Annotated in this window: 16 protein-coding genes and 1 tRNA gene; 3 read left to right on the forward strand and 14 right to left on the reverse strand. The window is 62.8% G+C overall.

The annotated features are described in order from the left end of the window. Positions 1 to 115 precede the first annotated feature (115 nt). The 5 genes from ACLP2E_RS00315 to ACLP2E_RS00335 form a co-directional block, all read right to left on the reverse strand. Complete coding sequence (locus tag ACLP2E_RS00315; protein WP_442464467.1) at positions 116 to 1480, reverse strand: sensor histidine kinase; 1365 nt, start codon at positions 1478 to 1480, stop codon at positions 116 to 118. A gap of 64 nt (positions 1481 to 1544) precedes the next feature. After that, entirely contained in the window at positions 1545 to 2027 is a 483-nt protein-coding gene (rlmH, locus tag ACLP2E_RS00320) for a 23S rRNA (pseudouridine(1915)-N(3))-methyltransferase RlmH (protein ID WP_442464468.1), read from the reverse strand. 27 nt (positions 2028 to 2054) lie between these two features. Continuing rightward, the gene (gene rsfS, locus ACLP2E_RS00325) at positions 2055 to 2375 is read right to left on the reverse strand and encodes a ribosome silencing factor (RefSeq protein WP_442464469.1); all 321 of its coding nucleotides are present in this window, start codon (positions 2373 to 2375) and stop codon (positions 2055 to 2057) included. Between the two features lie 165 nt (positions 2376 to 2540). Then, positions 2541 to 3194, reverse strand: a complete 654-nt coding sequence (locus ACLP2E_RS00330) for a nicotinate-nucleotide adenylyltransferase (RefSeq protein ID WP_442464470.1) — start codon at positions 3192 to 3194, stop codon at positions 2541 to 2543. Continuing rightward, positions 3169 to 4461, reverse strand: coding sequence for a glutamate-5-semialdehyde dehydrogenase (locus ACLP2E_RS00335; protein WP_442464822.1), 1293 nt, complete (start codon positions 4459 to 4461; stop codon positions 3169 to 3171). Before ACLP2E_RS00335 ends, ACLP2E_RS00330 begins: the two co-directional genes overlap by 26 nt. A 207-nt stretch (positions 4462 to 4668) precedes the next feature. Between ACLP2E_RS00335 and ACLP2E_RS00340 the strand changes: the two genes are divergently transcribed. Continuing rightward, complete coding sequence (locus ACLP2E_RS00340; protein ID WP_442464471.1) at positions 4669 to 6357, forward strand: SulP family inorganic anion transporter; 1689 nt, start codon at positions 4669 to 4671, stop codon at positions 6355 to 6357. Positions 6358 to 6364: 7 nt separating this feature from the next. On the opposite strand, the gene ACLP2E_RS00345 is transcribed toward ACLP2E_RS00340, so the two are convergent. From ACLP2E_RS00345 to rplU, 6 genes are all read right to left on the reverse strand, one after another. Continuing rightward, the gene (locus ACLP2E_RS00345) at positions 6365 to 6739 is read right to left on the reverse strand and encodes a DUF1622 domain-containing protein (protein ID WP_442464472.1); all 375 of its coding nucleotides are present in this window, start codon (positions 6737 to 6739) and stop codon (positions 6365 to 6367) included. Positions 6740 to 6775: 36 nt separating this feature from the next. Beyond that, positions 6776 to 7915: a glutamate 5-kinase gene (gene proB, locus ACLP2E_RS00350; protein ID WP_442464817.1), complete on the reverse strand. Its 1140-nt coding sequence runs from the start codon at positions 7913 to 7915 to the stop codon at positions 6776 to 6778. A 151-nt stretch (positions 7916 to 8066) separates the two neighbouring features. Beyond that, complete coding sequence (obgE, locus tag ACLP2E_RS00355) at positions 8067 to 9137, reverse strand: GTPase ObgE (RefSeq protein WP_442464474.1); 1071 nt, start codon at positions 9135 to 9137, stop codon at positions 8067 to 8069. A 65-nt stretch (positions 9138 to 9202) separates the two neighbouring features. Then, the gene (locus tag ACLP2E_RS00360) at positions 9203 to 9805 is read right to left on the reverse strand and encodes a GNAT family N-acetyltransferase (RefSeq protein ID WP_442464818.1); all 603 of its coding nucleotides are present in this window, start codon (positions 9803 to 9805) and stop codon (positions 9203 to 9205) included. A gap of 199 nt (positions 9806 to 10004) precedes the next feature. Continuing rightward, on the reverse strand, positions 10005 to 10292 hold the full coding sequence (gene rpmA, locus ACLP2E_RS00365) for a 50S ribosomal protein L27 (RefSeq protein WP_442464476.1): 288 nt from the start codon (positions 10290 to 10292) through the stop codon (positions 10005 to 10007). Positions 10293 to 10363: 71 nt separating this feature from the next. Next, the gene (gene rplU, locus ACLP2E_RS00370; RefSeq protein ID WP_442464477.1) at positions 10364 to 10675 is read right to left on the reverse strand and encodes a 50S ribosomal protein L21; all 312 of its coding nucleotides are present in this window, start codon (positions 10673 to 10675) and stop codon (positions 10364 to 10366) included. Positions 10676 to 11117: 442 nt separating this feature from the next. Between rplU and ACLP2E_RS00375 the strand changes: the two genes are divergently transcribed. Then, positions 11118 to 11199: transfer RNA gene (locus ACLP2E_RS00375), tRNA-Ser, on the forward strand. Here ACLP2E_RS00375 and ACLP2E_RS00380 read toward each other — a convergent pair. Both ACLP2E_RS00380 and ACLP2E_RS00385 read right to left on the reverse strand, forming a co-directional pair. After that, complete coding sequence (locus tag ACLP2E_RS00380; protein ID WP_442464478.1) at positions 11179 to 11436, reverse strand: hypothetical protein; 258 nt, start codon at positions 11434 to 11436, stop codon at positions 11179 to 11181. The genes ACLP2E_RS00375 and ACLP2E_RS00380 overlap by 21 nt on opposite strands. 125 nt (positions 11437 to 11561) lie before the next feature. Beyond that, positions 11562 to 12161, reverse strand: a complete 600-nt coding sequence (locus tag ACLP2E_RS00385) for a hypothetical protein (protein ID WP_442464819.1) — start codon at positions 12159 to 12161, stop codon at positions 11562 to 11564. Between the two features lie 27 nt (positions 12162 to 12188). On the opposite strand from ACLP2E_RS00385, the gene ACLP2E_RS00390 reads away from it, so the two are divergent. After that, complete coding sequence (locus ACLP2E_RS00390) at positions 12189 to 12575, forward strand: hypothetical protein (RefSeq protein WP_442464820.1); 387 nt, start codon at positions 12189 to 12191, stop codon at positions 12573 to 12575. 50 nt (positions 12576 to 12625) lie between these two features. On the opposite strand, the gene ACLP2E_RS00395 is transcribed toward ACLP2E_RS00390, so the two are convergent. Next, positions 12626 to 12830, reverse strand: a 205-nt coding sequence (locus tag ACLP2E_RS00395; RefSeq protein ID WP_442464821.1) for a hypothetical protein, incomplete at its 5' end; no start/stop codon positions are given.

The raw sequence follows: 12830 nt of genomic DNA on the forward strand, positions 1-12830 counted from the left end.
GCCCGATTCGCTTGCCCTCAGCTTAAAGACGCATTCGAAGTCAGCATAGGCAAGTCAGCATGGGCACGAATGGCGCTTCCGCCGCCAGCGCTCTTTTTGAAGACTCCAAGGCGCGTCACCCCTGGCCGTTCATCGTAACCTGCGCCAGCGGCGCGGAAAGGCGATAGGTTAGCCCTTCCGTCGCATAGTGAAGCGCGCTTTCGCCCTGGATCGCCATGGGCGCCATCCGGGTCAGGACGGTGCTGCCAAAGCCGGCACGGGGCGGCGCGACCACCGCCGGGCCACCGCTCTCGCGCCAGGTCAAAACATAGTTGTTATGCTCGGGATCGAGGTGGAAACATAGTTCGATCGCGCCCGTCGGCGCCGACAGCGCCCCATATTTAACGGCGTTGGTCGAAAGTTCGTGCAAAGCCAGGCCGTAGGCCTCGGCCGCGCGCGGATTGATTTCAAGCAGATCGCCGGAAAGTGCGATTCTCGCCTGCGTCTCCTCGTCGAGATGGCTGAACTGGCTGTGGGTCAGGTCGGCGATCTGCACGCCGCGCCAGTCGCGGGACACCAGAAGGTCGTGGCTGGAGGCGATGGCGGCGAGACGCGCCATGAAACCCTCGATGAAAAGGTCGGGGGTCTCGGCGAGCCGAGCCGTCTGCCGCGCCACCGCCTGGACCACGGCGAGCATGTTCTTCGAGCGGTGATTGACCTCGCGCAACAGGAATTCGATATGTTCGGCGGCGCGCATCAGCGGCCCAACATCGCGGTAGATCGCCGAGATCGCTACGACCTCGCCTTGTTCATCGCGAATCGGCGCGGTGGAGAGGGAAAAATCGAGCCGATGGCCGTCCTTGCGCCGCCGACGCACGATCTGCGGCTTGATTGGACCCCTGGAAGCCCTTTGCAGCTTCTCCGCATGTTGCGGCCAGAAATCATCCGGCACGATCAGGTCGCCGAGTTTCGCGCCCTCGAGTTCCGCTGGCTCGTATTGGAAAATATCGCAAAAGGCGCGGTTGGCGTTCAAAATCGCCCCTTTCGGACTGACACTGACGATGGCGTCGCCGGAATTGGCGACGATCGCCGCCAATTGCTCCGCCGCCTGTTTGCCTTGGCGCAGTTCCGCCTCGTAGCGGGCGCGATACTCGCCGCGAAAGGCCGCGAAACGGATGGTCGCCGCGCCGGCGTCATCCGCGCTGGAGCCACCGCGCGCAAAATTGAAGTAGGTCGGCAGCAATCCGCCCGATTTGCAGTGCAGCAACAGGAAAATTTCGTCGACGGAGCTTTTTTCCTGCGCCAGTGCGTAAGCGAGATCGGCAAAAAATCGATTCCCGTCCCCGTCCAGCAGGTCTGCCAGCTTTTTCTCGCCCACCAGTTCGGGCGCCGAATAGCCGGTCCAGTCAAGCAGCGCGCGATTCACCCGCAAGAAAACACCGTCGGGCGCAAGCAGAGCCAGGCCGCAGGGGGCGAGATCAAAAGAATCTTCAACATTCACGGCGGGGCTCCGGCGAGCTATTGGTCAAGTTAACGATCAAGACGGCGCCAGGTTGCATAGCACGTTACGCTCGGTGATAGGGATGCCCGGAAAGGATTGTCATGGCGCGAAAAATTTGTTCAGCCGCCAAGGCGCGGACGATCTGATGCGGCCAGGTCATGGCGCCGAAAGCCAGCGCCAGATCCGCCTTTTCCCGCAAAGAGCGGTCCAAACCGTCCGGACCGCCGATGACCAGGGCGCAGCATCCGGCGCCAGAATCGCGCCACACCCCAAGCTTTTTAGCGAAATCCTCGCTGGAAAGCGCGCTGCCCCGCTCATCGAGGCAGACGATTTTCGCTTGCGCGGGCAACAGGCTTTCTATTGCCGTCGCCTCCTCGGCCTTGCGGTCTTCCGGGCGGCGAGCGCGCGATTCGTCGATCTCACGCATTTCAAAGGAGGAAAAGCCGATTTTTCGCCCGCTGGCGACGCAGCGCTCGGCATAGCGCGTCACAAGTTCGCGCTCGGGCCCAGCCTTTAGCCGCCCGACCGCGACCAGCAACAGTTTCAATTCCGCGCCTTTTTCAAGAAATTCGCCTCAAGCGCCTTGCCGCTTTTCGCCCGGCCGGTCGACGCCCCACATTTTTTCGAGATTGTAGAACTGCCGCACTTCCGGCCGGAACAGATGGACGATCAGGTCTCCGGCGTCGATCAGCACCCAGTCGTTGGCGGGAAAGCCCTCGACGGCTGGGGTTGAGCCGCCAGCTTCCTTGAGCGCCTTGATGATACGGTCGGCCAGCGCGCCGACCTGGGTGGTCGAACGGCCGCTGGCGATGATCATCCAGTCGGCGATAGAGGTTTTGCCGGCGAGGTCGATGATCACGGTCTCTTCCGCCTTCGATTCGTCGAGTGCGGTCAAAACGGCGCGCGCCAGCGGGGTTAAAAGCGCGGTGTTGAAACCGGCGGCGGGCTGAGGCTCCGCTCCTTTGGCTGTGGTAAGGCTCAGTTCAAAAATCCTCTCGTTTTCGCACGCAGGGCGCGGGTTTGACTTTATCGACTTACATGGCGGCTGAAAGGAAAAAGATCAATCACCTGATCGCAAAGCCGCCTGTCGCGCCCGCAATTGCGTCGAGGAAAGCGTTGAGCGCGGCCCATGCAGCACGATCAGCGCCGGCGGCGAACGGAAGGCGAGGTTTTTCGCGGATTTTTCCGGCAGACGACGCCGCTCGAACCAGGCCGCCGCCAGGCCGCGCGTCGCGCGATGGGTCGAGCCCGGCCGGTCGATCACCAGAATCGGCAATTTCCGGGCAATATCGCGCCAGCGCCGCCAGCGGAAGAAGTCGGCGAGATTGTCCGCGCCCATGATCCAGACGAATTTCACGCCCGGACAGGCTTGAAGCAAATGTTCGACGGTCTGGTAGGAATAGCGGGCGCCGATCTTCGCCTCGAAACCGGTGACTTTCACCCGGGAATCGCGTGTCAGACGTCGCGCAGCCGCCATGCGCTCCGCCAAGGGCGCGAGACCAGCGGCTTCTTTCAGCGGATTGCCGGGCGACACCATCAGCCACAGGCTGTCGAGCCTCAGACGCCGCAAGGCTATGGCGCAGACCAGGGCGTGGCCGGCGTGCGGCGGATTGAACGAGCCGCCGAACAGGCCGATGCGCATTCCCGGCGCGTGAGGCGGCAGAAGGGCCATGGTCAGGCGGAAGTTTTCACGGCCGGGTCTGGCCCGCGCCATGGACGACGTATTTAAACGAGGTCAGCTGCGCCACGCCGACCGGCCCACGCGCATGCATCCGCCCGGTGGCGATGCCGATCTCGGCGCCGAAACCGAATTCGCCGCCATCGGCGAATTGCGTCGAGGCGTTGTGAATGACGATGGCCGAATCCACTTCGCGCAGGAATTTTTCGGCGTGGCCCAGGTTTTCGGTGACGATGCAATCGGTGTGGTGGGAACCGTAAGTCTCGACATGGTCGATGGCGCCCTCGACGCCGTCGACCAGTTTCACCGCGATGATGGCGTCGAGATATTCGGTGGTCCAATCCTCTTCGCTGGCTTTTTTCACGCGATCGTCAACGGCCAAGGTCGCCTCGTCGCCGCGCACTTCGCATTTGTTGGCGAGCAGCGCCTCGACCAGCGGCGCCAGCAGGCGCCCGGCGCCGGCGCGATCGACCAGCAGGGTTTCCGCCGCGCCGCAAATGCCGGTGCGGCGCAATTTGGCGTTGAGCAGGATTTTCTCGGCCTTGGCGAGATCAGCGTCGCCATCAACATAGACATGAACGATGCCCTCGAGATGGGCGAAGACCGGAACACGCGCTTCCGCCTGCACCCGTGCGACAAGGCTCTTGCCGCCGCGCGGCACGATGACGTCAATGGCGCCATTCAGCCCCGCCAGCATGGCGCCCACGGCGGCGCGGTCGCGCGTCGGGATCAAGGCGATGCAATCTTCCGGCAGGCCGGCGGCTTTCAGCCCCTCGACGAGGCAGGAATGGATCAGCCGCGACGAGTGAAAGCTCTCGGAGCCGGCGCGAAGAATAGCGGCGTTGCCGGCCTTCAGGCAGAGCGCCCCGGCGTCGGCGGTGACATTGGGGCGGCTTTCGAAAATCACCCCGACCACGCCGAGCGGCGTGGCGACACGCTCGATGCGCAAGCCGTTGGGGCGGTCGAAACGCTCCAGCACACGGCCGACCGGATCGGGCAGCGCCGCTATGTCCTCGAGGCTTTGCGCCATGGAGGCGATGCGCGTCTCATTGAGCGACAGACGGTCGAGCGAAGCGGCGGGCAGGTTTTTCGCCCGCGCCTGTGTCATGTCCTGGGCGTTGGCCGCCAGCAGTTCGGTGGTTTTTTCGCGCAACAATGCGGCTGCGGCGAACAGCGCGCTGTTCTTCTGCTCCGGTGAAGCCAGCGCGAGTTTGCGCGCGGCTTTGCGGGCTTTCTGGCCGAGCGCCAGCAGATCGGCGTCGAGATCGGCGGGTTTCGCGTCGATAATGTGCAAGCTTTCCATCGTTTCACTCAATCCAACGCCCGGCGTCGATGACCAGGCCGAACGCGCCGTCAGACCAAATTCCTTACCAGAGCGCGCCGCCGCCGCCAAATGGCGCCCGAAATCGCGCCGACAGACCGGATATGCCGCCGCTTGCTGGGGCGCCGCGCCCAAGATAATTGTAGAAAACGATCAGGCGGTCCCCTCGCTCAAAAGAAAAATAATATCGTGATCCAATATGCTCCCGGCCTTGCCGCTTTGCTGCGTTACAAACCGTCGGATGTGAAAGCCGATGTCGCCGCCGGTCTCGCGGTTGCTTCGGTCGCCATTCCAGTCGGCGTCGCCTATGCCGAACTGGCCGGCTTCAGCCCCGAAATTGGCCTCTATTCGAGCATCCTGCCGCTCGTCGCCTACGCCATTTTCGGCAGTTCCCGGCAGGTGATCGTCGGCCCCGACGCCGCCACTTGCGCGCTCGTGGCCGCTGCGGTGGGGCCTTTGGCCGGCAACGATCCCAGCCTCTACGCCGCGCTTTCCGTGACTCTGGCCTTGCTCACCGGCCTGTTCTGCATCGCCGCGAGTTTTCTGCGTCTGGGCGCCTTGGCCGATTTCCTGTCCAAGCCGATCCTGGTCGGATTTCTCAACGGCGTCGCTCTGTCGATCGTGCTGGGCCAGATCGGCAAGCTGCTCGGCTTCACGATCACGGCGAAGCGTATCATTCCCACATTCATCGAGGTGTTGGGCAAGCTGGACCAGATTCAACTGCCGACCGCCCTTGTTGCGCTGAGCGCCTTCGCCGTGCTGATCGCCACGGCCCGCTACGCCAGATCCGTGCCGGCGAGCATTGTCGCGATGGCTGTGACGGGAGGCGCGGTCGCGCTGTTCGGACTGGAAGCCCAGGGCGTCAAAACCCTTGGCGTCGTCCCTGGCGGTCTGCCGGCTTTGCGCCTGCCGCAGCTCGATTGGAGCCTTCTTCCCGGCTTGAGCGCCGAAGCGGCCGGATTGGCGCTGGTGAGTTTTTCCAGCCTGATGCTCACGGGGCGCAGTTTTGCTTCGAAAAACGGTTACGAGGTCGACCCGGACCAGGACCTGGCTGCGCTCGGCGTGGCCAATCTGGCCTCCGCCCTGTCGCAGGGTTTTACCATCAGCGGCGCGGATTCCCGCACCGCCGTCGCCGACGCCGCCGGCGGCCGCACTCAGGCGACCGGCCTCGTCGCCGCCGCGGTGGTGGCGCTGGCCTTGGTCTTTCTCACAGGGCCGCTTCGCTACGTTCCCGTTCCCGCGATGGCGGCCGTGCTCGTCATGGCGAGTCTATCGTTGGTCGATCTCGGCACAGTGAGAATGCTCTACCGGATCGATCCGGTAGAGGCCGGGCTGTCGCTTCTCGCCACCGTGGGCGTCGTCGCCGTCGGGGCGGTCAACGCCATCCTGTTTGTCGTCGTGCTGGCTTTGCTCCGGTTCGTCCGGCTTGTGTCCCGCCCGCGGATCGAAATTCTCGGCAAGGTGGACGGCCTGCCCGGCTTTCATTCCCTCGCGCGCCATGAACAGGCGCAAGCCGAACCTGGCCTGCTGTTCTTCCGCTTCAACGGACCACTGGTTTTCTTCAATGCCTCGTTCTTCAAGCAGAAAATGTTGGAGGCTGTCGGCGAGGCGGGACCGAGCCTCCACCATGTCGTCCTCGATATGCTGCCGGTGTCGGAAATCGACGCCACCGGCCTGTTTGCGTTGAAGGAAATCAATGACGCTTTGGCGGCGCGCGGCATCAGCCTGTGCGCGGCCGGCCGGGCGACCGAATGGCGGCACTGGCTGGAGCGGCGTGATTTCGACACATCGATCCCCATCTTCCCCACCCTGCGCGCCGCCTTGCGAGAACTTGGGGGCTCTGCTTCGCCCAAGAGCCCCACGAGCCCCAAGAGCTAAGGCCCGCTCAATCCTGCGGCTTGGGGGCGGGTTGGTCCGCGTCCAGCTGAAACCGTCCGGCCTCCGCGATGTCGCGCTCGAGGAAGAAATTGAGGAAGGTGCGGATGAACGCGATCGCCGCAAGCCGCCCGATTTCTTCCCAACTCGGCGCGCGGGCCGAGCCGATGATGTCATTGGCGAGCTGGAAAGTCAGGCCCGCCATCAGCCAGCGCGCAAAGCGCAGATAGGCGTCGCGCAGATCGCGGCCGGTCGGCGAGGGATGGATGACCGAGCGGACGCAGGCGATGAACATTTCCAAAGCCCCGACGGCGACGATGAGCACCGCCGCCGCGTCGATCGCCATGACCGCACTGTCGGCGAAGACCGAAATCCATTCCTTCACGACGTTCTCCTTACCGGCCAGGGCATCGACGCTGGATCAACCCTCGACCGAGAAATCCCCGGCCAAAGCCATATCGTCGCGGTGGATCATTTCCACTCGTTCCTCAGCGCCAAGAATCTGGGCGATTTCGCGCGAATTGCGGCCCATGACGCGGGCGGCGCGCGGCGCGTCGAAACCGACCAGGCCGCGTCCGATCTCGCCGCCCAGACCATTGCGGATCAATACGCAATCGCCGCGCGAAAAATCGCCTTCGACATTTTTCACGCCTGCCGGCAACAGGCTGGCGCCGGCGATGATCGCGCGGGCGGCGCCGTCATCGATGTGCAGCACGCCGCGCGGAACCAGCGAGCCGGCGATCCATTTTTTCCGCGCCGTGACCGGCGTCGAGGGGGTGAGGAACCAGGTGCAAGGCGCCCCCGCGCCGATCCGCGCCACGGGGTTGATCTGGCGGCCGTCGGCGATCACCATATGGGCGCCGCCGGAAGTCGCGATCTTGCCCGCCTCGATCTTGGTCTGCATGCCGCCGCGCGAAAGCTCCGAGGCCGCGCCGCCTGCCATGGCCTCGATCTCGGCGTTGATCCGCGCCACCACCGGAATGAGCTTGGCGCCGGGATTGTCGGCCGGCGGGGCGTCGTAAAGACCTTCGATGTCGGACAGCAGGATCAGCAGATCGGCGGAAGCCATGGTGGCGACCCGCGCCGCCAGCCGGTCATTGTCGCCATAGCGGATTTCGCTGGTCGCCACCGTGTCGTTCTCGTTGATCACCGGCACGGCGCGCATGGCGAGCAGCCGCTCCAGCGTTTCGCGGGCGTTGAGGTAGCGCCGCCGCTCCTCGGTGTCGCCGAGGGTGACGAGAATCTGCCCGGCGACGATTTTTCGCTCAGCCAAGGCCTCGGCCCAGATGCGGGCCAGCGCGATCTGCCCCACGGCGGCGGAAGCCTGGCTGTCCTCCAGTTTCAGCGCCCCGGCCGGCAGCCCCAGCACCGAACGCCCCAAAGCTACCGCGCCCGACGACACCACCAGCACGTCGGCGCCGCGCCGGTGCAGATCGGCGAGGTCGTCGGCCAATGCGTGAAGCCAGTCGCGCTTCACTTTTCCGAGCGAGCGGTCGACCAGCAGCGATGAGCCGACTTTTATGACAATGCGCTTGAATTGATCGAGACGAGGCAATTCCATTCTTTTATTCCTGCGCCCCGCCGATCCGTCTCGGCGGATCGGTCAGGAGCGAATGCGATCATAGCCTGTCGAAGACGGGCGTCATTCGACGCCCTCTGGAGCCAGCGCGAGGGACTCATTTATCGCAACTTGTCGCGATAAATGAAACGAACTAAGGGCGCCATTCGGGCTGGGGAATGCGGGCGACGGCTTCCCGCCGTCGGGTCTCGATCAATTTCCAGACCAGGCGCAACGCGTCGGTTACGCCCTCGCCCGCAATGGCGGAAATCTTCAGCGGCGCGCGCGGCTTTTCGCCTTCCGGCAATACCGGGCCGGCGCTGCGGATGGCGCGCTTCAGTCGATCGACCTGTTGTTTCAGCGTCTCGGAGTCGATGGCGTCGATCTTGGTCAATGCGACGACTTCCTGCTTTTCGTCCAGCCCATTTCCATAGGCGGCAAGTTCGCCGCGCACCACCTTGTAGTCCTTGCCCGCATGTTCGCCGGTGGCGTCGACCAGATGCAGCAAAACGCCGCAACGTTCGACATGGCCGAGGAAACGGTCACCGAGCCCGTGGCCCTCATGCGCGCCTTCGATCAGCCCGGGAATGTCGGCGAGGACAAACTCCTTTTCGTCGATTTCGACGACGCCAAGGCCGGGATGCAAAGTGGTGAAGGGATAGTCGGCGATTTTCGGCCGGGCCGCCGAAACAGTGGCGAGAAAGGTCGATTTGCCGGCGTTGGGCAGCCCGACCAGACCGGCGTCGGCAATCAGTTTCAGGCGCAGGATGATCGTGCGCTCCTCGCCCGGCTGTCCGGCATTGGCCCGGCGCGGCGCCCGATTGGTCGAAGTGGTGAAATGGAGATTGCCGAAGCCGCCATTGCCGCCCTTGCAGATGATCGCGCGCTGGCCGACCTCGGTCAGGTCGGCGATCAGGGTTTCGCCATCCTCCTCGTAGATCTGGGTGCCTTCCGGCACTTTAAGCACGGCGTCGGCGCCGCCCGCGCCGTGGCGGTTCTTGCCCATGCCATGGCCGCCGGTCTTGCCTTTGAAATGCTGCTGATAGCGAAAATCGATCAGCGTGTTCAGCCCTTCGACGCATTCGGCGACGACATCGCCGCCGCGTCCGCCGTCGCCCCCATCGGGGCCGCCGAATTCGATGAATTTTTCGCGCCGGAAAGAAACGCAGCCGGCGCCGCCGTCGCCGGAACGCACATAGATCTTGGTCTGGTCGAGAAATTTCATGTTGTTAAATCCATCGCGACCGCGCCAAAACCTTTGGCGCGATCCCGTGGTCCTTTTTGTTCAAGTCAAGGCTCTATCGGAGCCCGCACGAAGCCGCAAGCGGCGTCGCTTTGCGCCTGCCAGTCGCGTCGCCGCAGGGCGAAACGCAGGGTTGGATTTCCAGCCAGGCGTCCCGGCCCCGAATCAAGGTTCTCGACCAAAACGAAGCCGAGACTTTCCAGCACGGAGCGCGAAGCGGCGTTTTCCGCCACAACCGTTGCGCCAAGTTGGCTTTCCCCGGTGATAAGGAAGAAGGCGTCAGTCATCGCCGCCGCAGCCTCGCTGGCGTAGCCGTTGCCCCAGAACGGCCGGCCAAGCCAATAGCCAAGCTGCGGCCCGCCATCGCCAGTTTCGACGCCGATCGCTCCAAGCAAGGTTCGCGGAAAGCCCTTGTCGGTCAGCACGAAACGCAAAGCCTCGCCGCGCGCGGCGTCCTCGCGGCTGGTTTTGATGAAAGTTTCCGCGTCGCCGACACGATAGGGATGAGGAAGCGTCGCGGTCATGCGCGCGACTTCCCATTCGCCGGCCAACTCGCTCAAGCGCGGCGCGTCGGCGGCTCGCGGCCAGCGCAGCCAGAGCCGCCTGGTTTCCAGACGGTACACATCGTCGCGGGCGAGTTCGGGAAACATGTTGGACTCCAGGCAAACGATAAGGGGAAACGACGCGCGTTCCCCCTTGAGCATCTGGCTCTGGATCGATTCCTGCTGGAAGAATGTGACTTCTTCGCGCCGGAACGTGGCCTTTTATCGTTTTGGCTCGCAAGCCGGTCGATTCAGGGCCTATCCTCGGGGGCTTTGCGCCTCGGAGGTCCCTGAAAGCGACCTCCGCTTACTCTGCTGCTTCCGCGGCCGGAGCCGGAACCGGAACCGGCACTACATTGATGTAGGCGCGGCCGTCGGTGCGGGCCTTGAACAACACCTTGCCGTCGACGAGGGCGAACAGGGTATGATCCTTGCCCATGCCGACATTGACGCCGGGGTGCCATTTGGTGCCGCGTTGGCGAACGATGATGTTGCCGCCGCGGACAGACTCGCCGCCGAATTTTTTAACACCCAGGCGACGACCTTCCGAGTCGCGCCCGTTGCGGGATGAACCGCCTGCTTTTTTGTGAGCCATGATCCTGCTCCGAAATTTGTCTCAGGCCGCTTTCGCGGCTGTTTCAACTGTTCAAGCGAAGCGCGAGCCTGTCAGGCGACGACTTCGGTGATGCGGACGAGCGTCAGATCCTGACGATGGCCGCGCTTGCGCTTCGAATTCTTGCGGCGGCGCTTCTTGAAGGAAATGACCTTCGGGCCGCGCGTCTGTTCGAGAATTTCGGCCTTGACCGAGGCGCCGGCGACGAAGGGCGCGCCCAATTCGGTGGCGCCGTCCTTTTCGACCAGCAGGACATCGGAAAAGGTCACGATTTCGCCGGCAGCGCCGGCGAGGGACATGACGGTGATCTGTTCATCGGCGGCGACGCGATACTGCTTGCCGCCGGTTTTGATAACTGCGAACATCGTTTTTCCTCGTGTTCGATCCGGCTCTGCGCAGGATTGCGCGACCGGCTTCTTTGCAGTGGAACCAGCAGGGTGAACCCAGTCTTGCCGCCGCGAAACGCAGCGTCCGGCAGGGTCCGGTTTTTCGGGCGAAGAGCAGAGCCTGAAGCATCAGAGTCTGAAAAACGCAAAATGCCGCGGCGGTAGCCACGACAAACCGTCGGGCTTGGTAAAATGCGCCGACCGCGAAGTCAAGCGGAAATGATTGGAAAAGCCGGGGTGTCGCGGGTTTCACGGGTTTTAAAGTCTTTTAGAGGGAGTCTGGCCAGGAGGCGCTTCGCGCAGATTCAGACAGCGGGACGGCCTATTATCGGGACAGGGCCTTGCGCCGTCGCTCGCGCTCATGTTATTGCGCCGCCTCGCCACCGGATCGGCTGATTTGCCATCCGTCACACCTTGGATTGGAGAGGTGGCAGAGTGGTCGAATGCACCGCACTCGAAATGCGATGCCGCGCAATAAGCCCTCAGTGCAGCCCGCCCTTCCCCGCCGCACCTTCGAAAAAACTCTTGATCCCCTCGTCCTTGATCGCGCTCAACGCTTCGGCGAGCGCCGCCTCTTCAGACTCGAAAGGCTCCTCCCAGAGAGTCGCACAACCATCACTGGCGACGATCTCCAGCGTCCAATCCGTATCGTCGAGACGGTAAATGGCAATTTCGACGCGGGCGCCATTTTCCTCAACGAACCGCGAAAGCCGAGAGGTGATGAGTTTTGGGTCTGGCACGGGCGCAATCCTCAGCAACTGGGCGACAGATTGATAACACAAGGCTGAGTTTGTGGCACGCATTGGAGGGACGCAAGACAGCCCTTCCATAAGGGGCCAAAAAGCCGCTTTTTCGCCCGCGACTGTCACTCGAAAGCGCGCCACTTCGACAAGATGTGTATCGCGAAGGCAACCACAACTGCCGTGCCCGTCACAATTGCAAAGGTCTGGGCAGGAGAATCGACCGGATAGAGTCCCGTGAGGACCATTGCAATTCGGCCAACGACATCAGCGACCAGACATACCATCGCGAGCGCTGCCGCCCATTTCCTCATAATTAGGACAAGCAAGCCTGCCGCTGCGTGGAGAACCCCAATCGATGCGCCTGCGTAGGCGGAGGTTGTTCCGGTTGCCGTCGTGAGGCCGAAGAATTGGTGCGTGAAACCCGTCGCCACCTCTGCGAGACCGAAGAAACTCATCAGGAATGCGACGACAGTGACGCCTCGGGGGCCGCTCCGCTTCACAGCAGTCATTCGCGCGCTCAACGCTTCGCCGACCCACTGCGCCCAAGTTATACACGCGAGCCCCGCAATACCCGCCGATACCGATTCAGCAGTATCGAACTCCACAAATAGGGGGCTATTCGTTTTGTTGGACGAACGGTAGCTTTTCCACCAGCCCCTGTCGAAAACGGTCGCGGACATAAGAGCGTTGTAGATCGATGTTGCAGAGTAATCATTGCTCAACAGACCATTGGTGGCCGAGGAACAAGGATGCCCGCAGCCCTCGTGATCGAGCACGAACCGGAACTTGCGACCTTTGCGGTCGCCGCGTTCAAATGGTTTGGCCTCGACGCGTTTTCAATCGAACGTGTCTCCGACGCTATTGAGATTCTGGAAAGCTCCAACGACATCGCGGTCGTGATGATCAATGACACCGAGGAAGGCAAAGAATTGCAGTTGATCAAGGTCGTCGCGAGGCGATGGCCGACCATCAAACTCGCGCTCCTGTCTGCTCATTTGGACAATTTACGCGATCTCCCACCCTTCGTATTTATAGCCAAACCTACGACCGCCGAATTGATCTTCGCAATCATCGAACGCGTCGCGCTTGCAGCGCGGCCAGATTTGAATTCGCCCAATGGCAAATCTTTCAACTGAGGACGGATTCGCAGCAGCTCAGCGGCGAAACGAACGCCCTGTCAGAGCCCTTAATGCAGCGCGCTCTTCGTCGCCACATCCTCAAAAAAGCTCGCGATCCCTTCTTCTTTAATCGCAGCCATCGCCTCCATCGCATCGCCAGCCACCGGACCGCCGGTCATGCAATCCTGATAGGTCCCTCCCTCGATGAATGTCGCGAGCACGGCGTCGGCGTCACGGTCGCTCCAAGCCTTGAAGTAGCGGCGCGTCTGTTCG

It is taken from the genome of Rhodoblastus sp., assembly GCF_052145335.1.
Taxonomy (GTDB): domain Bacteria; phylum Pseudomonadota; class Alphaproteobacteria; order Rhizobiales; family Beijerinckiaceae; genus Rhodoblastus.